Annotated in this window: 22 protein-coding genes and 2 pseudogenes; 15 read left to right on the top strand and 9 right to left on the bottom strand. The window is 44.8% G+C overall.

The window, feature by feature from the left end:
- The first annotated feature begins 135 nt into the window (after positions 1–135).
- Together AB4558_RS07940 and AB4558_RS07945 are read left to right on the top strand one after the other, a co-directional pair.
- Positions 136–522 carry an MAPEG family protein gene (locus tag AB4558_RS07940; protein ID WP_017061526.1) on the top strand — a complete coding sequence of 129 codons (387 nt, stop codon included), beginning with the start codon at positions 136–138 and terminating at the stop codon, positions 520–522.
- An 8-nt stretch (positions 523–530) separates the two neighbouring features.
- Positions 531–1,061 (top strand): DNA mismatch repair protein, encoded by a 531-nt coding sequence (locus AB4558_RS07945; protein ID WP_372074841.1) that lies wholly within the window; start codon positions 531–533, stop codon positions 1,059–1,061.
- A 42-nt stretch (positions 1,062–1,103) separates the two neighbouring features.
- Here AB4558_RS07945 and AB4558_RS07950 read toward each other — a convergent pair whose 3' ends face one another.
- Positions 1,104–1,739, bottom strand: a complete 636-nt coding sequence (locus tag AB4558_RS07950; RefSeq protein ID WP_017061528.1) for an START domain-containing protein — start codon at positions 1,737–1,739, stop codon at positions 1,104–1,106.
- A gap of 49 nt (positions 1,740–1,788) precedes the next feature.
- Here AB4558_RS07950 and AB4558_RS07955 point away from each other — a divergent pair, with 49 nt between their 5' ends.
- The gene (locus AB4558_RS07955) at positions 1,789–1,911 is read left to right on the top strand and encodes a hypothetical protein (RefSeq protein ID WP_017061529.1); all 123 of its coding nucleotides are present in this window, start codon (positions 1,789–1,791) and stop codon (positions 1,909–1,911) included.
- On the opposite strand, the pseudogene AB4558_RS07960 reads toward AB4558_RS07955, so the two are convergent.
- A pseudogene (locus tag AB4558_RS07960) lies at positions 1,908–2,377 on the bottom strand (YHS domain-containing (seleno)protein). The gene AB4558_RS07955 and the pseudogene AB4558_RS07960 overlap by 4 nt on opposite strands.
- Positions 2,378–2,487: 110 nt before the next feature.
- Between AB4558_RS07960 and AB4558_RS07965 the strand changes: the two are divergent.
- Together AB4558_RS07965 and AB4558_RS07970 are read left to right on the top strand one after the other, a co-directional pair.
- Positions 2,488–2,942 (top strand): annotated as a pseudogene (locus AB4558_RS07965) (helix-turn-helix domain-containing protein).
- 232 nt (positions 2,943–3,174) lie between these two features.
- The gene (locus AB4558_RS07970) at positions 3,175–4,053 is read left to right on the top strand and encodes a 6-pyruvoyl tetrahydropterin synthase family protein (RefSeq protein ID WP_372074840.1); all 879 of its coding nucleotides are present in this window, start codon (positions 3,175–3,177) and stop codon (positions 4,051–4,053) included.
- 125 nt (positions 4,054–4,178) lie between these two features.
- On the opposite strand, the gene AB4558_RS07975 is transcribed toward AB4558_RS07970, so the two are convergent.
- Positions 4,179–5,219 (bottom strand): acyltransferase, encoded by a 1,041-nt coding sequence (locus tag AB4558_RS07975; RefSeq protein ID WP_372074839.1) that lies wholly within the window; start codon positions 5,217–5,219, stop codon positions 4,179–4,181.
- 122 nt (positions 5,220–5,341) lie between these two features.
- The gene (locus AB4558_RS07980; protein ID WP_048610304.1) at positions 5,342–6,298 is read right to left on the bottom strand and encodes an AEC family transporter; all 957 of its coding nucleotides are present in this window, start codon (positions 6,296–6,298) and stop codon (positions 5,342–5,344) included.
- 161 nt (positions 6,299–6,459) lie between these two features.
- On the opposite strand from AB4558_RS07980, the gene AB4558_RS07985 reads away from it, so the two are divergent.
- Positions 6,460–7,053, top strand: coding sequence for a TetR/AcrR family transcriptional regulator (locus tag AB4558_RS07985; RefSeq protein ID WP_029235279.1), 594 nt, complete (start codon positions 6,460–6,462; stop codon positions 7,051–7,053).
- 192 nt (positions 7,054–7,245) lie between these two features.
- Complete coding sequence (locus tag AB4558_RS07990; RefSeq protein WP_048610017.1) at positions 7,246–8,094, top strand: alpha/beta hydrolase; 849 nt, start codon at positions 7,246–7,248, stop codon at positions 8,092–8,094.
- A gap of 322 nt (positions 8,095–8,416) precedes the next feature.
- Here the strand turns inward: AB4558_RS07990 and AB4558_RS07995 are convergent, their stop codons facing one another.
- Together AB4558_RS07995 and AB4558_RS08000 are read right to left on the bottom strand one after the other, a co-directional pair.
- Positions 8,417–10,951 (bottom strand): glycosyl hydrolase family 18 protein, encoded by a 2,535-nt coding sequence (locus AB4558_RS07995; protein WP_372074838.1) that lies wholly within the window; start codon positions 10,949–10,951, stop codon positions 8,417–8,419.
- Between the two features lie 398 nt (positions 10,952–11,349).
- Positions 11,350–11,814 (bottom strand): DUF2850 domain-containing protein, encoded by a 465-nt coding sequence (locus AB4558_RS08000; RefSeq protein WP_017065063.1) that lies wholly within the window; start codon positions 11,812–11,814, stop codon positions 11,350–11,352.
- A gap of 307 nt (positions 11,815–12,121) precedes the next feature.
- On the opposite strand from AB4558_RS08000, the gene AB4558_RS08005 reads away from it, so the two are divergent.
- Complete coding sequence (locus tag AB4558_RS08005; protein WP_017057600.1) at positions 12,122–12,403, top strand: pyrimidine/purine nucleoside phosphorylase; 282 nt, start codon at positions 12,122–12,124, stop codon at positions 12,401–12,403.
- A 218-nt stretch (positions 12,404–12,621) separates the two neighbouring features.
- Here the strand turns inward: AB4558_RS08005 and AB4558_RS08010 are convergent, their stop codons facing one another.
- On the bottom strand, positions 12,622–13,494 hold the full coding sequence (locus AB4558_RS08010) for a pirin family protein (RefSeq protein ID WP_372074837.1): 873 nt from the start codon (positions 13,492–13,494) through the stop codon (positions 12,622–12,624).
- Positions 13,495–13,651: 157 nt separating this feature from the next.
- Between AB4558_RS08010 and AB4558_RS08015 the strand changes: the two genes are divergently transcribed.
- Positions 13,652–13,936, top strand: a complete 285-nt coding sequence (locus AB4558_RS08015; protein WP_017061541.1) for a hypothetical protein — start codon at positions 13,652–13,654, stop codon at positions 13,934–13,936.
- A 25-nt stretch (positions 13,937–13,961) separates the two neighbouring features.
- On the opposite strand, the gene AB4558_RS08020 is transcribed toward AB4558_RS08015, so the two are convergent.
- On the bottom strand, positions 13,962–15,152 hold the full coding sequence (locus AB4558_RS08020) for a GGDEF domain-containing protein (protein WP_372074842.1): 1,191 nt from the start codon (positions 15,150–15,152) through the stop codon (positions 13,962–13,964).
- Positions 15,153–15,467: 315 nt separating this feature from the next.
- On the opposite strand from AB4558_RS08020, the gene AB4558_RS08025 reads away from it, so the two are divergent.
- The 6 genes from AB4558_RS08025 (at position 15,468) to manA (ending at position 22,705) form a co-directional block, all read left to right on the top strand.
- Entirely contained in the window at positions 15,468–15,806 is a 339-nt protein-coding gene (locus tag AB4558_RS08025) for a DUF1840 domain-containing protein (RefSeq protein WP_017061543.1), read from the top strand.
- A gap of 406 nt (positions 15,807–16,212) precedes the next feature.
- Positions 16,213–17,607 (top strand): hexose-6-phosphate:phosphate antiporter, encoded by a 1,395-nt coding sequence (gene uhpT, locus AB4558_RS08030; RefSeq protein ID WP_372074836.1) that lies wholly within the window; start codon positions 16,213–16,215, stop codon positions 17,605–17,607.
- Positions 17,608–17,754: 147 nt separating this feature from the next.
- On the top strand, positions 17,755–18,363 hold the full coding sequence (gene uhpA, locus AB4558_RS08035; RefSeq protein WP_017061545.1) for a transcriptional regulator UhpA: 609 nt from the start codon (positions 17,755–17,757) through the stop codon (positions 18,361–18,363).
- Positions 18,363–19,859 (top strand): signal transduction histidine-protein kinase/phosphatase UhpB, encoded by a 1,497-nt coding sequence (gene uhpB, locus AB4558_RS08040; RefSeq protein ID WP_372074835.1) that lies wholly within the window; start codon positions 18,363–18,365, stop codon positions 19,857–19,859. Before uhpA ends, uhpB begins: the two co-directional genes overlap by 1 nt.
- An 8-nt stretch (positions 19,860–19,867) precedes the next feature.
- Positions 19,868–21,208: an MFS transporter gene (locus AB4558_RS08045; protein ID WP_065583566.1), complete on the top strand. Its 1,341-nt coding sequence runs from the start codon at positions 19,868–19,870 to the stop codon at positions 21,206–21,208.
- Positions 21,209–21,499: 291 nt separating this feature from the next.
- Entirely contained in the window at positions 21,500–22,705 is a 1,206-nt protein-coding gene (gene manA / locus AB4558_RS08050; protein ID WP_372074834.1) for a mannose-6-phosphate isomerase, class I, read from the top strand.
- Here manA and AB4558_RS08055 read toward each other — a convergent pair.
- Positions 22,702–23,226: a GNAT family N-acetyltransferase gene (locus AB4558_RS08055; protein WP_372074833.1), complete on the bottom strand. Its 525-nt coding sequence runs from the start codon at positions 23,224–23,226 to the stop codon at positions 22,702–22,704. The genes manA and AB4558_RS08055 overlap by 4 nt on opposite strands.
- Positions 23,227–23,247 lie beyond the last annotated feature (21 nt).

Raw genomic sequence — 23,247 nt, forward strand, 5'->3', positions numbered from 1 at the left:
CTAAAACGATAGAAATAGCCTAATAATCACCCATACTGGCCGTTTCTATCTGAGATCCAATTAGGAAACAAAGCCGGGTGTTGTCGAACAGATAACAAAGAACACTGAGTAAACACAAAATAATAGGGAAATATGATGGTTACAGCACTTTACGCAGCCTTGCTGACGATCGTAATGATTTGGTTAGCAATAGAGGTGATCAAGCAAAGGCGAATCAATCTTGTTGCTCATGCTGATGGCGGTGTCGAGTCGTTACAGATAGCACGTTCGGCACAAAGTAATGCTATGGATTACATCCCAATCACCGTTATTTTGATGGGATTGTTAGAGATGAATGGCGCCGGTGTGTGGCTGATTCATGTCATTGGTGTGGCGTTTATTCTGGGGCGTGTGATTCATGCGAAAGGGATCTTAGCGAAGAACTTCAAAGGTCGAAAAGTGGGTATGGTGTTAACGCTTATCTGCATGATCTCTTTGATTGTCCTAAACTTAGCTTACCTACCTTTTGATAAAATGTTCTAGGGAGCATTATGGCGTTGCGTCTTCCTCCTGCTTGGGCGATTGTCCTCGCAGGCTTGATACTCAACATCATGGCGATTGTCATGTCGAGCTTGGTGCTCGATAAAATTGAAGCTGAGAAAGCGGAGTACAACGATCGCAAATACGGCAATGTGTACTCAATACAGCTTGCTTGGAATACGATTGAAACCCTAGAGCGCAAGCGTGAAGCGATTTTGATTCACCTTGATAAGCTATCCCCAGAAATCGCTCAACCTGCCACAGTTCTTGATGAAGCGCTTCGCGGACAACTTCGGAGTTGGGTGAGTGACGAGGTGCCGGCCATCTCGTTGGCTAATTTACCTAAGCTTATGATGCTGATAAACAGTGCACAAGAAGCGCAACGAACTCGAATCGATGATTACTATTTGGATAACCTGACCTTGGTTGAGTTAATCCAAAGGCTTGATGAGAAAATGGCTTTCTATAAGAACATCGCCCTGTTTCTTCAAGTATTTGGCTTGGCGCTTATCTTAGCTCGCGACCTCGCTAGAAGACCTTAATCTTTAACCTTAATACCTCCATTTACTTATCGACTTGTATCGTTAGCGAGACTCATTTGGCAGGTTAGGGTGCTGTTGGCCTTGGTACTTTGGTAACTGTTCTTTTAGCCCCTTAAACGTGCTCAGTGCACTGCCTATCGATAACTTGTTCATCAACCAATTTGGCAAGATGCCCCCTGCGTTCGCATACGCGGTGTAGGTGATGTAGGTATTGCCATTAGTCAGCGGTTGCAGTGTCCAAAGTGCGTCCACATCGTAGATTCGAATGTACCCCGACTCTTTCGCCAAATAGTTCGACGCATCCTTTATCGACAAAACAAACTGCCCACCCTCGATGCTGTATTTTGAGTAGGTCACCATGTCTCGATCTCTGGCAGGCCACGGTGCTTTGAATTGGGTATAGACGATGTTTTCATCTTCAGATATCTGCATCAACACACGGCTTTGCGATACATTATCTATCCAGTTTGGCACGTTCTCACTGTCTTCCAATAACAGTAAAAAACCGGAGTAAGTGGTGGGCGTTTGCATCTGTGCTCGTATTTCGACCAAGCCTTCGCTGTGTGGCCTTTTATCAATCATGATGCCATCTTCACTTTTGACGAACTGCCATGGGTTGGCATAAGTCAGTGTCGATAGGGCGCAGAGGCCGAGTACCAAAATCTTAGGTAATGTCATTATTCTTCCATAAAAAGAAAAGCTTATCTGCTAGGAGTATAGAATAGAAATGGACTTAGTAGGTGTTGCCAATCGCTTTGGGTTGGCCTCTTTGGGGAAAATCCCAATGAAAACGGAAGCGTTCGGTCGCTTCCGTTTTATTCTTGGGCAATGGATAAGCGCTGTAGGCTAGAGCTTATAGGCTTCTACGGTTTTGATGGTTGTCCAGTTGCTGTTGGCGTCTTGGATGAACTCTTGTGTATTCTCCAGCCAGCGTTTCTGAACCGATTTGTCTAAGTTCAGATACAACTTTCCACCTTCCAAGCGAGAGGGTCGGTTTCAAACTTCTTACCCATGGCTACTCCAAACGCGCAGTAACCGCCATATTGAGGGGCATAGGCTTCTGGATTGGCTCGAAATTCATCTCTGTTTTCACTGCTCGCAAAGTTATAGATCGCATTCTTATAGGTCGCTGTGAACTCAGATGTGCCTTTTACTGGACCTTCATTGGCAAAGTAAGCGACAGGATCATAGCCTTTAATTGCGAGGTTATTGCTGTCGACACTCATATCAAGGTCTGCTGCCATTAACGAAAAGCTGGTGCCTAGTAACGCGGCCATTAGAGTGATTTTTTGACTGGTCGATTTCATGTGTGACATATCAAGTTCCTTGTCAGTGTTGGTTATCTTGTTTGAAATAATTTAGCCCACTCGTCCGGTCTATAGAGGGACAAAAGAACTAAAAACTAAGCGAATCGTTCGGAGGATGCATGGATCTGCTTTCACAACTAATGGAACACTTCTCGATACGCACTGGCGTTTTCTATTCTGGAAACCTGTGTGGAGTATCGTCATTTAACGCGCAACAAGGTAAAGAGGGCCACCTTCATGTATTGAGCGCGGGGGAGTTGAGCTTGTCTAGCGCTCACACGGAACACAGGCATTTGTCGCAGCCTTGCATTGTTTATTTGCCGAAATGGCGTCACTGGCCGCGATGTCTCGTACTCAGTTTATTGAAGCGTTCAAACGGGAAGTGGGTGAAACGCCGGGAGATTATGTGCAAAAGTGGCGAGTCTCTGTTGCTCAATCTCTGTTATTGCAAAATAAGCCGATCAATTGGGTCGCTGATGAAGTGGGTTACAATAGCTATTCAGGATTCTCACGTGCTTTTCAACATGTTGCCGGAGTGTCGCCGCGCCTTTGGCTAAAGCAAAATGCGTCGTGAAATGGCAGGCAATCCCCACCCGATTTATGGCTATTCGTATCTGGCTGGTCTATGTTTTAGCGGAAATTGTATGTAGTTTGTTCTTTTATCGGAAGAGGGTGTAAAAAGGTGGACTTTATAAGCTCGTTGTAACATCCTGCCCGTCCTATTTTATCTAGACACCAATGAGACGAAGTGCCTGCTGAACATTATTCAGCCTCCCGTATCTCATTAAAGTATTAAGGAGTTCAACTTGAACCTATTTGTAAGAGACCTTACCGTTATCGATTCTTCATACATCTGTGAACACAGAGGGGTCGTAGGAGATAGTTGGATTTTAGATGTCACCATGTCTGGTGAACTTAATGAAATGAGCATGGTGCTGGATTTTAGCAAGGTCAAAAAGCAGATCAAACAGCTTGTCGATGAGCATGTTGATCATCGTTTGCTGCTGCCAATGCAGAGCGCTGCAATTGTTCTTCAAGCGAGCAAAGCGGGCTACTCTAAGGTTGATGTGTTGCGTGGTGACAAGAGTCTTCATCTACATTGCCCTGATGAAGCATATTGCCTCATTGATGCAGAAGCGATCACCATCGAGAGTGTGACCGCACACGTTTACAATATTCTTCGCGATAACCTACCAAGTAACGTCACAGGGTTAGAGATCACCCTACGTCATGAGAACATTAATGGCGCGTTCTACCACTACACCCATGGTTTAAAAAAGCATGATGGCAACTGCCAACGCATCGCGCATGGTCACCGTTCTCCAGTAGAAATCGTGGTCGATGGTCAGCGTGACGGGCAACGTGAACAAGCATTTGCTCAGCGTTGGGAAGACATTTATTTAGGTTCTAAAGAAGACCAAGTTCCAGTTTCATCACTTAACCTGAGTGAAAACGCGAACAGTGTTAATGATGAAAGTCACTATGGCTTCCGCTACACCGCGCCACAAGGCGAATTTGAGCTAGCGATTGCTAAGAGTGAGACGGAAATTTTACCGACAGATACCACGGTGGAATTACTTGCTGGCTATATCGCGGATCAAGTTGAACCGAGCCTAGCAGAGAACCAATCACTACAAATCGTCGCTTATGAAGGTGTTGGCAAGGGCGCAATGGCGTTCCGATAACACTCCAGCGAGTGACACAGTCTCATTACTGACATGATGAAATAAAGGCAAGATAATCCGTTATCTTGCCTTTATTTTTTGTGACTCTTTAAAACTGATTTAGCTGATGATGTTAGGCACAAACACTAACGAAGCAGCACACGTCGCAGTGGTGTTTTTTCGATTCCAACAACCAACCCGAAGCTCAACAATACGGTGCCAAAAAATACCGTAACGTCTTTTGCCAATTCCGTAATGCCTAAAACTCCACAGACATTGAACAACACGATAATGATCAGCAAATGGCTGACGTAGATACCTAGCATGCGATTTGAAATGGCGCGAACCCAAGCGTAGTTACCCATGTTTGGATTTGCTAAAAGCCACATAAACACGCCCATTCCCCATAGTGCCGTACCAAACAAGAAATCATTCATGTTGAACCCGACGTCGAACGTGGTGAGCCATGCCGCCTCAGCAAAGTGAATCAACATGCCTAACACTAATAACACCAACGCTTTGGCTGACGACACCTTCCATTGATTCTGACGAATGAGGAAGCCTAAGGTCACCATTAACGTGCTAAAGAACGGGCCGTTACGAGTAAAGAAAGGTGCGCTCAGGTCGGTTAAGTTCGCGTAGCTGCCCGCTAAAACACCATAGAGGTAAAGCAGAATAGCCGTTGGTAATAGTAGTTTGTCGAGTTTCATTTCGACCATTAGAGCGATGATCAAAACGGCACACACAAGTGCAGGAATAAACCACAAGTGCACCAACCCACCCTCTAAGAAAGAGTTGAGCGGGGTGTTCATTAAAAAGCCCCAATAGCCTTGGCGTTCGCCTAAGTAACCGAACTCTTCCACCTTCGCGAGGTTGAATGGCATGACTAGGCAAATGATGCTCCAAACTAACCAAACCTTGAGTAGTGGCTTGGAGTAGTTGACCACGGTTGTCCAAGGTAAGGCAGTGAGCTTAGGTTGAATCAGATAACCTGAGATAAGGAAGAAAAGAGGCACAGCGAAGCGAGCGGCTTGGTTAAGCACATAGCCAATCCAAGGCACTTCATCGATTTGCCAATAAGTAAGTGCCACTTGGCCATGTAAGCCAATGATCGCCAAGATAGCAATCACTCGACCCAACTCAATACTGGCGATGTGTTGTGAAGGCGTATGTTGAACGGAAGACATATCAGATCTCTAAGAAAATTTTCGTAGAATCTAACAGCCTTTTTATTGAATCAGTTAGCGCTAAATCAAGGGTTGCGACCTTTGTTTTAAGGCTTGTATTGATTATTTGAAGCCTGTCGCAGCTATATTAAATCCATTGCAGTAAGTACAAAAATACCGAGAGTACAAGTGATAAGAGAAACAACAGTAGTAAGCGCGATGATGTTAGCCGCCAGTGTTGAGTTTCCTCCCATCGCACGAGCCATAACGTAGCTTGCCGCTGCTGTTGGTGCTGCGCTCATCAAGAAGATAAGCCCGAGATCGAGCCCTTCAAATCCTAAGTACCCAGCCGCCAGTGTAATCAGTAACGGTGAGGCAATTAACTTGTAGCTAGAGGCGAACCACGTCGATAACTTTTCTTGTTTGAGCGAGCTGATGTCCAGCGACCCACCGGTACACAGCAGTGCTAAAGGCAACGTCATGTTGGCAAAATATTGACCAGCATCAGTGACCATTTTTGGGATAGGAATCGAAAGTGCATAGAAGACGACCGCTAAGAAAATAGCGATGATCAATGGGTTTTTGGTAATCGACTTAGCGATCACTTTAATCGCTTTCGCGCCTGTGTCTTCGCCTTTGGGTGTCAGTGCAATTACGGCTTGAATGTTATACAGCACGGTTAGGGATGCGACATAGATAGCCGCCAATGCCACGCCTTGGTTACCATAAATATTAGCTACATAGGCGAGGCCGATGATCGCGGTATTGGCGCGGAATCCACCTTGGACAATCACACCTTGATCTTTCGAACCTTTAAATACTAATTTGGTTGAGAAAATCGTGAACAAGAAAAAGACAAAGTTAGCGATGACGCCAAACGCAACTAACGCGCTACTGGCTGAAAAGTTGTGATTCGATTGAACAATACTCAGAAATAGCATCGCGGGCAGGGTGACTTGAAATACCACCTTAGATGCGACATCAATGAAATTGTCATTGATTAAGCCGATTCGTTTGAGCATCACACCAAGAAACAGCATTAAACAGATAGGGCCTGTTACTGACGCCGAAAACGCAAACTGTTCCCAAAGTGTGTTCATTGTTTTTCCTTTGTTAGTCGATTTCAATTTCCTTTGAATACTGTCGCATTTTTCCACAGTTCTTTGATAAGACAAAATGAATACCTAGGGTTAAGTAAAAAATCTTGAAAAAAAGAACGAACGTGCTAAAAATAATGTGTCAGATTTATTATTGGTGAATAATGAGTAAGGGAAAGATAACCAAAGAGTATATTTTGAGCCATGCATTCGCGCTTGCAAGTGAGAATGGGCTTGAGAGTTTGACGATTGGCGAGTTAGCCAAGCAGTGTGGCATGTCTAAGAGTGGCTTGTTTGCACACTTCAACTCTAAAGAAAACCTGCAACTCTCTGTACTCGAGTATTCCAACGCCATATTCACCGAAAGAGTCATCATTCCCGCAAGAGAGCTGGGAGATGGTGATATTGAAGCGAAATTGAAACAGCTGCTCGACAATTGGTTGGGCTGGAACCATTCATTCCAAGGCAGTTGCATGTTTATTGATGCATGGAAAGATGCGGGCAGTGAAAGGTCTGTGATTCAGAAAGCACTGCAGAAAACCATTTCAGTGTGGATTGATTACTTGACGATTCAGGTAGCAAAAGCGGTTGAGAGCAAACAGTTCAGAGCCGATTTAGACCCGAAACAGGCAACCTTCGAGTTATACGGTCTTTATTTGAGTGCGAACTTGTTCTACTCGTTACGAGGCCAACAAGCGAGCCACACCCATTTTTGGAGTGGTGTCGAGCGCTTGGTAGCCAGTTGGAGAGCGGTTTAATACATACGGCAGGTTAACTCGCAAATCATGTGACTTTGCTTAACTAAGGTTTGCAAAAGATTTTAACAGAAGTGGCGGCAAGCAATCATAAACAGCGCTATCGTCATTTTTTATACTAACAAATAGCACGGTCGTTCGATTTTCAGGGCCGAGCTCGATCCGCCAATGATGATGGCGATACAAGGAACGGTCATGAGTGACAAAATCTACTTTAATACATCGAACAAATTCAGCTTCAAGCGCAGCTTAATTGGCGCAACAACCAATCTGCATTACATCTTAGCGCCGAGCCATGCGAAGAAAACGGCACGTAAGCTGCTGCTCACTCCAATGCGTACCGAGCAAAAAAATGCTGATCCCCAAGGGCTTATCAAGAGTGAAATTGAAGGTCGTGATGGCGTTTTAAAAACCTATTCTTTAGGTACGGGGCCTGTTTGGGTGCTGACTCATGGTTGGTCTGGCACCGCGAGTCAGTTCTTCCCTTTGATGGAACACATCGCCGCCAAAGGTTTTACGGCTCTGGCTTACGATCATCCTGCTCATGGTGGCAGCGATGGTGTACATGGTCATATTCCTGCGTTTGTAAATGGTTTGGAAGCGATTCTCGATTCGGTAGGTGAGGTAGCTGGTTTGGTCGGTCACAGCATGGGTACGGCTTCTGCGTTGGAGTGTAAGCACGTTAAATTGGAAAACAAGCCATTATTGCTGATTGCACCTGTGTTGGATTATCTAGAAAACCTATTTGGCAGCGTCGCGCGTTCAGGTTACTCAATGAAACTGTTTGAAGCGGTAGTCGGAGAAGTAGAAGAGCAGTTTAACTACCCAATTCAGTCTGTTGATCCCTATGGAAAGCTAGCGCTTCGTGAGTCTCAGACGATCATCGTCCATGATGAGCAAGACAAGTTTACTAAGTTTGATGTGTCTCAGCGTGCTGCTAATGAAATGGGTCGCGTTACTTTAATTGCGACTCAAGGACAGGGCCACGGGCGAGTAATGAAGTGCCCACAAGTGTTCGAGAGCTTTGATAACTTAATTGGCTAAGTCTAATACCAATCGTAGTAAATAACTGTTCACCCTAGCTTGTTAAACATCTCGATAACGTCGTTAGATTTTTTGATTGTAGAATAACTACTCATCGAAAAAATCTGCCTTGTTCTCAAGCTTTTTTCCTGCGCTATTTTTGAACACTTGCTTACTGTGATTGGTATAACGAGCGCAAGTCAGTAGGACGCCAGTAAAAAGATCGTAAGCTCAAAGCTAAGAAAAAAAATAATAAAAAGGCCAACCAGACATTATCTGGTTGGCCTTTGTTTTAGGGATTTAGTTGATGCTTAGTTCGCGTTTAGCTAAACCCTATTTTTAGTTAGCAGCTTGCAGGAGCGATCTCTTTCCACACGCCCCATTGGCCTGTTGTTGTTGGATCTTCACCGGTTGTCCACCATTTCGCTTCCCAAACCTTACCGCCTTGAGTCACTTGGTCGCCGCCAGTGTAGACTGCACTTGAATCCCAAGCGTTAGTACACGTACCGCCGACTGTAGTTTTCTTAAGAACTTTCACTGAAGTAGCCGCTACTGATGTCTCTGTGCCATCGCTGACTGTTACAGAGAAGTTCAGCGTTGTATCTTGCGTGTATTCCGCCGCGACAAAGCTCACTGAAGAACCTTGAACCGTTGCATCGATACCAGCAGGTACATCCCATGTGAAGGTCAATGTGTCTTGGTCAGCATCGCTCGAAGCCGAAGCATCAACCACGACTACATCACCCGCATTAACTTCAGCCGGAGCCGTAACCACAGCAACTGGTGCTGTATTGACTGGGCCCGTGTCCTTAGGAGTTACGGTTACAACAACGGTGTCAGTTGCAGTAGCACCTTCGTTATCAGTTACCGTTAGGCTGAACGTGAGTACTTCTTGTTGAGCGACTTCAATCACATCGAAGCTTGCAACAGCGGCATTAGCGTTCGCCAGCGTTACTGCCGAACCACTTACTTGTGACCAAGCGTAGCTCGCGATTGTACCGTCGCTGTCTTTTGAAGCGCTGCCATCTAGAGAAACAGAAGCTGGGCCTTCAACCGATTGGTCTGCGCCTGCAGCTGCCGTTGGTTTGCGGTTGACAGGATCTGTTGTACCGCCAGCAAGGCCTTCATGCATCGCATTCAGAATGTCGCCGTTGTCTGCATCAATTTCCCAAGAGAATAGACCCGCAAGACCAAGGCTACGAACGTACGCGCCTTTTGCTTTAACTGAGCGGTCATCATCAAATGTGATTAGCTGGCCTGAAGTGCGGTTCCAAACGTAAGGCGCTTCTGCTATTTCGTCGTAGCCATATTCGAAGCCGTTGATGCCTTGGTTATTCGCGCCAAGCATGTTCGCTTTAATGCCTTTGTAATCAATAACGCCATCTTCCCATACGCCTTGCGCTGAGCTACCTTTCAGCTTGCCGTTACCCACACCTGTCATTGGGTCGCTAGGATCGGTGAGTGATGATGGCAATACGCCTTCCCAACCACGACCGTACATTGCTGTACCAACCACAAGTTTGTTCGCTGGAACACCTTGCTCAAGCAGCAATTGGATGCCGTTGTCTGTGGTGTAAGCAGGGCCTGTGTATTGTTCGCCATTTTCATCAAGGCCTGTGCCATCACATTGACCAGGACGCATGAAGTTACCGCAGTTGAGCGCTGTTTGATGACCTAACACGTTGTTCCAACCGCCGTAGAAGTCGTAAGTCATTGCGAAGATGTAATCCATGTATTGGATAGCATCGCCGTAGTCCACGTCTTCAATTTTATCGTGACCAACACCAATCGCAGAAGTGAGCTCGTAAGTACGGCCGTTTTCCGCTTCTAGCTCATCCAGCATCACGCGAAGTTCTGCCATCAGGGCTATGTAAGCTGGGCCATCATTTACTGGGTCACCAAGGTCTGGCGCCGCACCGCCTCCACCAGGGAACTCCCAATCGATATCAACACCGTCGTAGAATTTCCATGTGTTAAGGAATTTCTTAACAGACGCAACGAAGGTGTCACGGTTGGCTTTGGTTGTGAAATCAAAGAACGGGTCAGACAGCGTCCAGCCACCAATCGATGGGATGATCTTCAAATCAGGGTTACGCTGTTTGAGCGCCATCATCATTGCGTAGTTACCCTTGATCGGTGAGCTGTATTCGTGTCCTGCTTGAGGGAAGCTTTTCTGGAAAGCCGCCCAAGGGTCATGAATCACCACTTCGTAATCGTTAACACCCTGACAAGCTGTCATGAGTGCGTTGTAGCTGTTACCGCCTACTGATTTAACTGATTCGTTCGGACCACAAATTGGGATGAAGCCATAAAGGATATGGGTCAAGTTGTCAGCGGGTAGGTTATCAACGGTGTAATCACGACCGTAAATACCCCATTCAACAAAGTAAGTACCGACTACCGTGTTTGGATCTGTGTTGTATGACTTGTTGTTCGGATCCACATTCATCGCAAGTGGCGCTAAGTGTGCGCCATCGGTATCAGCGATGGTGATTTGAGCCGGTGCGCTCTTGCTACAACCTGTTTCATCACACGCTTCGATTTCCATCTCAAATAAGCCGCCTTGGCCGTATTCGAAAGAAGCTGTGGTTTGGCTGCCAGTGATTGGGCCGGTGGCCACTTTAACGCCATCAAAGTAGATGTTGTACGTGTTTCCTGACGTTCCGCTCCATTGGTTGAACTTAACGTCGACCTTTGCTTTATCGTGATATTTCACCATCTGGTTGTAGCCAGAGGTGGTTTCCATCGCGAGTTCAATTTTAGAAAATTGCAGGTTGTTGGAACCGTACATGTCGATGCTAGGTGCTGTTGGAGCAGCTAATGCTGTACCAGATAGCGCTAGAGCAATGCTTGCAGCACAGGTATTTATACGAATCATACTATTTCTCTCATTCCTTGAAGATTACGAGAACCCAATGGCCCCATAAACGGCTCCAATCAGTTTTGAAGGAGCTTCCCAGTCAGTATTCGAGAGAGTTTTAATTTCATAACTGAAAATAAATCCGTTTTCGATGGACAACTAAAAAATTGTATCTTGTTACAATTCTGTTGCTTAATGAATGAGAGGCTGAGTCCATGTTTTATAAAATAAAACATCCTTCAGTAGGAAAATCTCACAAGTGAAAATTCACGACATGAAGTTATGAAAAGGTGCGACAAACTATAAGAAAATACTGTGGATTGAAGCTGAATCACAAAGTGAAGTATGTTGAGCGAGCGGGGTCGATCGACGGGTAAACTTGAAGACGAATGCTTATGGCAGTATGGATAAGAGGGTTATCTTTTGAATTGCTCAGCTAAGGAAGCGCGTCGTTGTTGCATGACACTATGGGTATCACCAGTTGCAGTATCTTCGTAGCCTTCTTTAATAAATTGCTGAGATGGTACGCTTGGTTCTAATCGCTTTAAGCGAGGCGAATCGTAAGTACCACTGATGGTGTAAACGGTGGTTCCAGAGCCAGTGTTGATCGTGACGATCTTACCGTCAAAATCGAATGAGGTAGTGATAAGACGATGATTCATCATCACACCGTTCTCTGAAAGTGTCAGGATATCGGTGTTGTAAGGTGGCGCCGCAATCTCTATCCATGTGCCATAGACGTTGCTTGGGCTGACAGATTGCTGGTGGGCTTGGTAAGCAAAATAGCCAGCGGTGAGGGCAACCATAAAGCCAGCTAATAGGAAGCCGTAGAGTAACGAGTTGGCAAATAGATCTCTGCTTTTAGTCGGCTTTTTTGCCATTATCTCTTCATTTTTCGACTGATATTGTTTTAGATTCTATTAACTAAAACCTTAGTTTGCAAAAATTGTTCTAAGAGTTAGAAGCAGGATCGAATGTTCTAATAAATTTGGTTGCGTTAGTGGTTTTTAGCCTTGCTCCTCAGTATTTACTCTATCAATGAAAGCGAATTCCAGAAATGCTTAAGCTATGCGTATTTATTTCTTGTAGGAAAGTCTCGAATTGGTTAAAACAATTATCACCTAAATTTACGCATAGGCTTACTCGGTGAGCTCAATAATTGCAATTTGAAGATAACAAGGAAGTACAATGATTAAAGAAAACACATACTTTGAAGGTGGCGTTAAGTCGTTAGCGTTTAACCAGTCTGGTGCTGATGTGAGTGTTGGTGTAATGGCGGCTGGTGAGTACACTTTTGGTACTGCGGCTCCGGAAAAGATGACCGTTGTTAAAGGTGCTTTGATTGTAAAGCGTGTTGGCGATGATGACTGGACGACATACCAATCTGGTGAGTCTTTTGACGTTGCGGGTGATTCATCATTCGACCTACAGGTAAAAGAAGCGACGGCTTACCTGTGTGAGTACTTGTAATCAGGTCTAAATTTGTTCAATCAGGGCATCGTTTGTCTCTGATTGAATAGAAAAAAACCACGCTCTAGGAGCGTGGTTAAATAAGTGATAGTAACCGGCAGTGGATAGTGTCACTTGTTTTTGTAGTCATCAAATGGATGACCAAATCGTTGTTTGTTGCAAAATCTCTTCAATCTTCAATCTTCAATCTTCAAAGCTCAAAGCTCAAAGCCAAGAAATCAGTAAGTCTCAAACACACCGTTGTTGTAGTCTTGAATTGTCTGTTCAATCTCTTCCATCGAGTTCATGACAAACGGACCATAGTGCACAACAGGTTCATTAATCGGTTCACCAGAAAAAATCAGTACCCCTGAATCTTCCAAGCTACCCAAAGACAGCAAGTCAGCTTTGGTGAGCAGGGCAAGTTGACCTTGGTTGATCACTTTGTCGCCGATCTGAATACTACCCTTGTACACGTAAGTCATGGCATTGTGATTAACATTAGTCCCTAACGTGACTTTTTGCCCAGAATGAGAGCGCCAATCCGCAACGCTTAATGGCACACCTGTTTTCTGTAATGGACCCTGCGCTCGTAAAGCCTCTGAATCATCGTCACTTTGGTTGTGCAGTTCAAACCCTCCAGCAATCACTCTTAACAAGCCACTTTGTTCACTTTGATGTTCCGCGATGCTTTCACTTTGAAAATCGTGATACTGCGCTGGTTGCATTTTGTGTGTCGCAGGTTGGTTTATCCAAATCTGAAAACCATGCAGCGCACCTTCTTCCATCATTGGCATTTCGCTGTGAATGACACCACGGCCTGCGGCCATCCATTGAGCGCCACCGCTGCGTAGCTCTCCAACATTCCCCATATGGTCTTTGTGTTGGAAGTGACCTTGGAGCATGTAAGTGAGCGTTTCTATCCCACGGTGAGGATGTGGAGGAAAGCCGCCAACATAGTCTTTGCTTTCATCCGACTTCAGTTCATCAATCATTAAAAATGGAGAGAAACGTGCGTTATTAAAACCTGCGAGTCGTTGGATTTTGACGCCATCACCATCTGAGGTGGCATGTGCTGTAATCACATGATCTACTGCTCTTACATTCGTCATTTTGAAACCCTCATAAACTTGAATAGCTGTAGTTTATGTAATTTGATTTAAAAAGAAGATGGCACAGCGTTGAGTGACTTATTCGAAAATCTTGAACAGGTAACAATATGAAATTATGTCTATACTCAATAGAGAGTATATCGCCAAGGAGGCCGCTATGGCAGTTCAGCAAAAACATGGCGAAAGGCATGGTCGGATAGGTTTTGATAACGACTTTACAACGGAGCAAAGCCAGCGCTTTACAGAGGTTGCAAACAGCGCAGTTAAACGCCGCGTGAAAAAACGTGAGATAGAAGCGCCGTTTATTCAGTCAGCTAAGCAAGCCGCTTTTAAAACCGTGGTGAGGCGACCTAAAGGGAATAACCCAAACCGAACACGTCAAGTCATATGGATTATTATGATCGGGTTAGTGAGTCTTTGGCTTATGTACCTTGCAGGTTAGCAGCGCCGCTCCGTTATAGGAATGGCTAGCGTTGGCGCGTTTTTAATAGCGTAACATTGTTCCCTTCGATCTTCGCTTCAAAGCAATCTTCAAGTTCAGATGAATCCGGTGCTGAGCTAACAAGGCTCGTTGGTAGTTCTTCTATCAGGGTCGATACTGGGTTGTCGTGATAATAAGCATATCGGTTTTTTCCTGAATGCTTGGCAACATACATCGCTTTATCAGCACATCTCGTCAGCTCATGTAATTCTTGGGCATCTTGCGGATACAAAGCAACCCCAACACTTAACGTCAATTCCTTGATTCTCTCGTTTGTTTGGCAGCCGCTTTCGAACAGCCCGCAGATCCTATCTAGAATGCCGTCTAGATCTTTACGAGTTGGCACATCGTAGAGCATCAGAACAAACTCGTCTCCAGCAAAGCGCGCGATGGAATAATCGTATTCATGGCTTTTTCTGTCTCTGGTTCGAATGTTGTTGCTCAAGCGATTGGCAAAATGCTGTAAGACACTGTCTCCCACATCGTGCCCGTAGCTGTCGTTAATGCCTTTAAAGTCATCTATATCCAAAAAGACCAATGCCGTAAGTGATCGCTCACTATCCAAGGTGGCTAGTTTTTCTGTCGCCCAGCGTTCAAAGCTCCAACGGTTTGCCAAGCCGGTTAACTGATCTCTGTAAGCGAGATCTTCAATGCCTTCTTTATACAGGCGTTGAATATAACTGACGGCTTTTGTGTAGTAATAGGCGGATGTGTGGCACACCAAGCTCATGGTAAATAAGCTAAGGAAAAATCTGTGTGTGCTGTTAAATGGTAAAGAAAAATTGTTGGGCATTGCTGTAATCAAGGTGCTGATGAACAGGCAAAACGAGGTGCTGAAGATTATGCCAATTCTGAAATCATTAATGAAAATGACCGCGGCCAGAATTGGGTAGAGCCAGAGGATGCGATCTGGGATGGCGTGACTGTACAAGAATAGGATGACGCCCTGAACTAGAAGAACACCACTCAGAATCAATTCGGAATACTCAGGATTGATGACTTTTCTTACATATAAAGCGTTAGAAATGGCAATGATGGCGAAGCACAATTCGAATATTGACAGCGTGTAATGCTCGCCTTCGAAGTAAGCCCAAGTATAGAAAATGAATAACGCAGCGGCAGTCAGTGAAAAGGAGTGGACAATTTTTTGCTTGCGGGTGGATCGTATGTCCGCCATTTCTTCTAGGTGCCTGCCGACGAGCCTTTTCATGTGATCTGTGCCAAAGTTTTTGATAATGGTGTTAATAGTAGATTAAATAACAAGCTATGCAGAGGCTTAGATGTCTATTTAGTGTGACTACTATCAAGGTTTCATATGAAAGGCTGTTCAATCAATTCCAAATAGTGATGTATATCACCGATGGTGCTGGTCATCTCTAGAAGATTAGATTTAAGCATCAAACTTGTAACCGTTGTTTGATGTTTATCTACTTGCTTTCCAGAGAGTTACTCCACATAGTTTGTAAACGACCAAAATTAAGAAAGGCTCATTATGTTAATTACCTTTAGTTGTAAAGCTCATGCTAGTGTCACGATGTTTGGTGAAGTCGGCCTCCAGTTCATCAAGATGCTTGGGCATAGCGGCTCCATCCCAGGTGCTATGGATGCTTCAGAGGTTCCTCAAGCTCTGGATAATCTACGTGCTGCTATTGCAGCAGAGCAGAGCAAGTCCGTAGAGCATGAAAATACTGATGACGACAATGAAGAAGAGGTGGTTGAAGCGCCTGTTAATATCGGTAGTCGAGCGTTCCCACTGGTTGAATTATTAAAAGCTGCCATCAAAGATGAATGTGAAGTAATGTGGGAAGACGGTAGCGGCAAGCGACTGTAGTACGATTCACGCGAAACGTAACAAGCCTATTGAATCTATTTTAATCAGAATGAATGCTGAACCAGTATCGGACACACCATGACCATGGAGTTTTATGGTGATGAACCGATACTGGTGTTTTTTTAGTGAAGTAATCCACTCGTTTCTGTTTATTTACAAGGTTCGTCAGCCCTGAAATGAGTGACTTTTGTTATCGTAATATCAATCCATAACAGACCGTAAACAAAGTGATGCTGTTCACGCTTTCTTGACTCCCAATTCTGAACTAAGAATTTTTCCTAGTTATTCTAAGACCCTCTCTCATGCGGTCGATTTTTAGACTCCTTATTATTTCACGGTCAACTAACAAACAATGTATGGCCGCAATTATGCCGTGCAGACCTCACAAAAAATAAGAGAGTTCACAATGTTAAAGTTCCTAGATCAGGTTCGAAAACCGACGCTAGATCTTCCGGTCGAAACTAGAAGAAAAATGTGGTTTAAACCATTCCTACAATCTTACCTCGTCGTGTTCATTGGTTATCTAACCATGTATTTGATCCGTAAGAACTTCAATGTCGCGCAAAACGACATGATTTCTACTTATGGATTATCGATGACGGATCTAGGTCTTATCGGTCTGGGTTTCTCTATCACTTACGGTATCGGTAAAACCGTCGTTTCCTATTATGCCGATGGTAAAAACACCAAGCAGTTCCTGCCATTCATGCTTGTCCTTTCTGGTATCGCTATGTTGGGCTTCAGCTTCAGTATGGGCGGTGGCAGTGCTAGCTTATTCTTGATGGTTGCCTTCTATGCGTTGAGTGGTTTCTTCCAAAGTACCGGCGGTCCTTCAAGCTACTCGACCATCACTAAATGGACGCCTCGTAACAAGCGTGGTTCTTATTTAGGCCTTTGGAATATGTCGCACAACGTGGGTGGCGCAGGTGCCGCTGGTGTTGCTCTGTTCGGTGCTAACTACCTTTTTGATGGCAACGTGATCGGTATGTTCGTGTTCCCATCAATCATTGCGATTGTGGTTGGCTTTATTGGTATGCGCTTTGGTAATGACTCTCCAGAAGCCTATGGTCTAGGTACGGTTGAAGAGTTGTTTGATGAAGAAGTCAGCGAAGAAGATACGGCTGCTGAAGAAAATCAAATGACTAAGAAAGAGATCTTTGTTGAATACATCCTGAAAAACAAAGTGATCTGGTTGCTCTGCTTCGCGAATATCTTCTTATACATTGTTCGTATCGGTATCGATCAATGGTCTACCGTTTATGCGTATCAAGAGCTAGGTCTATCAAAAGAAACCGCGATTTCAGGCTTCACTCTGTTTGAGGTTGGTGCACTGGTCGGTACGTTAATGTGGGGTTATCTGTCAGACCTTGCGAACGGACGCCGTGCTTTGGTTGCTTGTGTATCGCTTGGCCTGATTATCGTTTCGCTAGAGTTCTACCAGCATGCAACCAGTGAGTTCATGTACCTAGCATCACTGTTTGTGCTTGGTTTCCTAGTATTTGGTCCTCAGTTGCTGATTGGTGTTGCTGCAGTAGGTTTCGTGCCTAAGAAAGCAATCAGCGTTGCGGATGGCGTGAAAGGTACATTTGCTTACTTAATTGGTGACAGCTTTGCCAAACTTGGCCTAGGTATGATTGCAGACGGCACACCTATTTTTGGCTTAACGGGTTGGAAAGGCACGTTCGCAGCGCTTGATACGTCAGCTGCCATTTGTATCGTGTTACTGCTATTCGTTGCGCTTGCGGAAGAGAAGAAGATTCGCCACGCTAAGAAAATACACTTAGCGTCTCAAAACGCGTAGCGAGTCTCACGTGCTTTATTGGTTTAAAGCACGTGAGATCATACCAATCGTTAGTTCGATTCAGTATCATCTCTATTAATAAACTTAATTTTAGATAGCTCCTGTTGGGGCTATTTTTCTTTCTTACTCTTAATTTTGGTTAATATCATGATTAATGTTGCGCTTGTTGATGACCACGTCATTGTTCGATCTGGCTTTGCTCAATTACTCAGTCTTGAAGCTGATATTACGGTCGTGGGGGAATTCAACTCTGCGGCAGAAGCGCGCCTAGGATTGCCAAGTTGTCACCCTGATGTCGTGATCTTAGATATCTCAATGCAAGACGAAAGTGGCCTGAGCTTATTGGAAGAGATTCCATCAGGCATTGCCAGTATCATGCTGAGCGTACATGACTCTCCGGCGATGGTTGAGAAGTCATTAGAGTTAGGAGCCAAAGGTTATCTCAGCAAGCGCTGTAGCCCTGATGAGTTAATCCAAGCCGTACACACGAGCGCAAATGGTGGCTGTTATCTCACGCCCGATATCGCCATAAAGCTTGCGACGCCCATGAAGAATAAAGCCTCTTTAAATCAGCTCACCCGCAGAGAAAGCGAAGTGTGTCAGTTATTGGCGACAGGGCTCGATGTAAAATCTATTGCCGTAGAGCTAGGGGTTAGCCATAAAACGGTGCATGTACACCGTGCCAATGCCATGGACAAACTCAATGTTAAGAATAATGTCGAGTTAGCGAAACTGTTTACACAAGACCAGTACTAATGCGTTCTTACCTAGCCACCTCCCTGTGTGGGGTTTTTATGGCTGGCTGTGCATGGTTCTGTTTATGGGTTATTGCCTTCTATTTCATTAATGACCCTGAGTTAGCCATTCTGCTTTTCCCGTTTTCACTTCGACTGGGAATGACGCTGCACACTCGTACCCACTATTGGCCTGCCATCTATATTGCAGAGTGGGGACTTGCGATCGCTTTAGCTCTGCTGCTTGATGAACCCCAATGGCTGACGATACTCATCGCCAGTGGATTGAGTATTCCTGCCACGCTAATTGCCAAGCGTTATTATTCTGGTGACCAGAATCGTCACTTGTTAGTGATGGCGAGCTTAATCATGGTCACAGCATTTATTAACGTTGCCGTGGTGGGTTCTCATGTTTCTGCTGTTTACATGGTGTGGTTGGTGAGTATTACTGGCGGACTGATGCTGGTGCCGATGTGTTATCTGGTCTGGAACTATCTATTCCAAAACAAGTGGGCACCATTGAGCTCTTACTTAATCAATAATGTCGTTGAGTTCAAAATCCGTCATATTGCTTTATATAGCGTGTTGTTGGTCGCCAGTATTTTGATACAAACCAGTTTGCCTGATGAGCTAAGGCGCTTTGCCCCGTTCTGTATGGCGATCCCTATTATCTTGCTCGCCGTTCGTTATGGATGGCAAGGTGCTCTGCTTGCAACAATGTTAAATAGTGTCGCGTTGATTGCAGCCCACAGCGGAACATCCAAACTCGAAATTACCGACTTACTCTTGTCTCTATCTGCTCAAACCATCACAGGTATACTGCTTGGTTTAGCGGTTCAAAAGCAGAAAGATCTCAACTCCAAATTGCGAAGTGAACTCTCCAGAAATCAAAACCTTTCACGTCAGTTAGTTACCGCTGAAGAGTCGGTTCGTCGTGATATTGCGCGTGAACTGCATGATGAAATCGGCCAAAACATCACGGCAATTCGTACTCAGGCAAGCATTATTAAACGTGTCGACGCGGCTGAGATGAGCGTTCGCTGTGCGGGTACCATTGAATCATTATCTTTGAATGTTTATGACACCACCAAACGTCTACTTACAAAATTAAGACCTAAGATGCTGGACGATCTGGACCTAAAAGATTCCGTGGAACAGCTTATTCGAGAGATGGAGTTTTCGGATCACGGCGTTGATATTCAGTTAAATTGGCAAGGTGATTACTCGTGTTTGAGTGACACGCTTAAGGTCACTATCTTCAGGCTGTGCCAAGAATCTCTAAACAATGCCTCTAAATACGCCAACGCGAGCGAAATCAGAATTGAACTGCTTTTAGGTGACCAGTCTTATCTTCAGATATCAGATAATGGCATTGGTTTTACAGCGCAAGATCTTCTCAAAGGAATGGGTGTTCGCGGTATGCAAGAGCGTGTTCAGGCGCTCGGCGGCAAGATGACAATCAACGCTAATGGCTCATCTTCGGGTACCAATATCAGCGTTACATTACCTAAAGTGTGAGAACGAATATGTTTGGATTTCTGCGCTCAACAACGTCAGAGAGTGATGCTCTAACTGATGATGAGGTCAATCAGAGTTATCGCTATTGGCGCCTTCACATCATGATAGGAATGTATGTCGGCTATGCGGGTTTTTACTTCACTCGTAAAACCTTTAATTACGCCGCGCCTGCAATGATCACCGATCTAGGTTTGGACAAAGGCGATATCGGCTTAATTGGCACGCTCTTTTATCTTTCTTATGGCTTATCGAAATTTATCTCAGGCACGATATCGGATCGGTCGAACCCTCGTTACTTCATGGGGCTTGGCCTAATCGCGACTGGTCTGATAAACATCGCGTTTGGCTTTTCGAGTTCGTTAGCGGCTTTTATCTCGCTATGGGTATTGAATGCATGGTTCCAAGGTTGGGGCTGGCCATCGTGTTCCAAGTTATTGACGACTTGGTATTCTCGCTCTGAAAGAGGCTTTCGCTGGGCAATCTGGAATACAGCGCACAACGTTGGTGGAGCGCTTATCCCTATTCTTGTGGGTTATCTAACGCTGCAGTTCAGTTGGCGAGCTGGGTTTATCTGGCCGGGTGTGATTGGTGTTTTTATCGGTCTTATTGTCTGCTGGCGCTTACGTGACAAGCCCACCACCATGGGACTTCCGACGGTAGGGAAGTGGCGCAGTGATCACCTGGAATTAGCGCAAGAGAGCCATGGGCAAGGGTTAAGCTATCGAGAGATCCTGAAAACCTATGTGTTCAGCAATAAGTACATTTGGTTGCTCGCCTTTAGTTATGTGTTGGTTTACATCGTAAGAACGGCAGTTAACGACTGGGGCAATTTATACCTCACCGAAGAACACGATTACAGTTTGATCAACGCCAACGCTGCCTTGTCTCTGTTCGAGATAGGAGGTTTTGTTGGTTCACTTGTTGCTGGGTGGGGATCGGATAGGTTGTTTGGTGGCAACCGCGGTCCAATGAACATCTTGTTTGCGATTGGCATCTTCCTTTCGGTTTCGGCTTTATGGCTTATGCCTTTAACCAACTTTGTGTTTCAAGCGGCTGGGCTATTCTGCGTTGGCTTTTTTGTTTTTGGCCCTCAAATGCTTATTGGCATGGCGGCGGCGGAATGTTCACATAAAGACTCTGCCGGGGCGGCGACAGGTTTTGTTGGCTTGTTTGCTTATATGGGAGCAGCACTTTCTGGTTACCCATTAGCGCTCGTTCTAGAAGCTTACGGCTGGAGTGGGTTCTTCATTACCATCTCTACTTGTGCGGCCGTTATTGGCTTGCTGTTACTGCCTTTCCTACAAGCTCAATCACCTCAGAAAAGTGCAGAAGCTCGCTCTGGTTTTTAAGGAACGATAACAAGATAGTCACTAGTGTTTGTATTCAGATGCTTGTATCGCTGCTGTAATCAGTGCGATACAAGCCGCTATCTTATTCTCAGCGCTTTCTACTCGTGATATTCAAATGTGACTATTTTCACGCTTTCCATCGGTCTCACCTGTTTCTAAGAATTTTTCCTATTGCGTCTAAGACCTCATCTCATGTGGGTTCTAGCCGAGCTCTGTAGTCTTTCTAATTATTTACGTTATTAGAAATCAGCTCTCTGAATTGTGTTCAAAGGGCTCACTACGGAAAACGCCATGTCACTCAGCCACCTCTCAGAACACTCATTTTTCCCAATGGAAAACACCATCCAAAATTATGCATGGGGGAGCATTTCTTCGATACGTGAACTGTTTGGCTTTCAGAATGAGTCACAAGAGCCGCAAGCGGAAGTTTGGATGGGAGCGCATCCAAAAGGTTGCTCAATGGTTAAGCTTGACCAGCACTTGGTGCCTCTCTCTGAGCTGATTAACAAGAATAAACCGGCCTATCTATCAAGCGATATTGCGCAGGAGTTTGGTGAGCTGCCGTTCTTGTTTAAGATCTTGGCAGCAGAAAAAGCGTTGTCTGTTCAGGTTCACCCAAACAAGCGACAAGCTGAAATTGGCTTTGCGAGAGAAGAGCAAGCAAGAATCCCTCTAACCGCAGGGCATCGTAACTATAAAGACTCAAACCACAAGCCTGAATTGGTTTACGCGGTCACTGAATACCAAGCGATGAATGGCTTTCGAGAGTTCGATGAAATATTAGGTCTGTTCAGAAAGTTAGATTCGAGCGAGCTGGCTAGTTTGGTTGAACAGTTTGGCAATAACCTTGATTCTCTAGGTTTAGAGACGTTTTTCCGCGATCTATTAACGTTGAATGAACAACGTAAACATCAAGCATTAGAGCAACTTCTGACTTACGCGGCTGCTCATCAAGACCAAGCGGAGTTTGCTTTGGTTATTGAGCTTAGTCATCAGTATCCAAACGATATTGGTCTATTTTGTGTTCTGCTTCTTAACTTGATCACATTGAACCCGGGTGAAGCGATGTATTTGAATGCGAATACTCCGCATGCTTACATTAAGGGAACTGGGCTCGAGATCATGGCAAATTCAGACAACGTTTTGCGAGCAGGTTTAACGCCAAAGCACATTGATGTCGCCGAGTTGGTTGCCTGTACAGAGTTCAAACCGATCCCGTTTGAACGCTTGTTGTTAGCGCCCTCAAAACTGGGTCAATGTGATAGTTATGATATTCCTGTCAGTGATTTTGATTTCAATATCTTTCATCGCCCTCAGCAAGAAGAAGTGATCACAAGCGGTGCTGAAATTTTGATGGCAATAGATGATGATTTAACGTTAATGAGTCAGAAAGGTGAACACCTAACACTCACCAAAGGGCAATCGGTATTTATCCCAGCTTATATTGGTCATTATGTACTGAGCAGTAATGGGCGAGTGGCTAGGGCGTTTAATTAGAGATGGTGTTTGTGGTATAGATTGAGCCCCATCCCCACAAAATCATCATCTCCTTCATCAACAACGTGATAGCCAAGCGATTGATAAAAGTTAATAGCACGAGCATTACTTTTAAAACTCGATAGAGTGACTTGACTAAGTTGCTCTGCCATAGCTTTTTTATGTATGAGAGTCATGACTTGCTTGCCAAGCGAACGACCTTGGTACTGGGGGAAAATGATCAGCAAATGAATATGGTATGCGTTGTCATAAGGTTTAAAGCAGGCGAGCCCCACTCTTTTATTTTCGCGATATACCCAATGAAACCAAGATGGATGGTATTCGTTTAAAAGTCGTTGACGTTGAAAGTCGTCATCCCAGCCGAAAACGCTATCTACGTGTATGAAGATACCTTGTTTAACACACGCAAACAGTTCATCGAATTCAGAATTTGAAGCGAGTTGGAGTTGTATGTTCTCTTCTTTCATTGCCACTTTTACCGCTTCCTTATCAAACGCCTTTGAATAAGCAAACAGTAACATAATTGAAGAAGCCGAATTAGC

The sequence above is a fragment of the Vibrio sp. 10N.222.51.C5 genome, from assembly GCF_041474575.1.
Lineage (GTDB): Bacteria > Pseudomonadota > Gammaproteobacteria > Enterobacterales > Vibrionaceae > Vibrio > Vibrio crassostreae_C.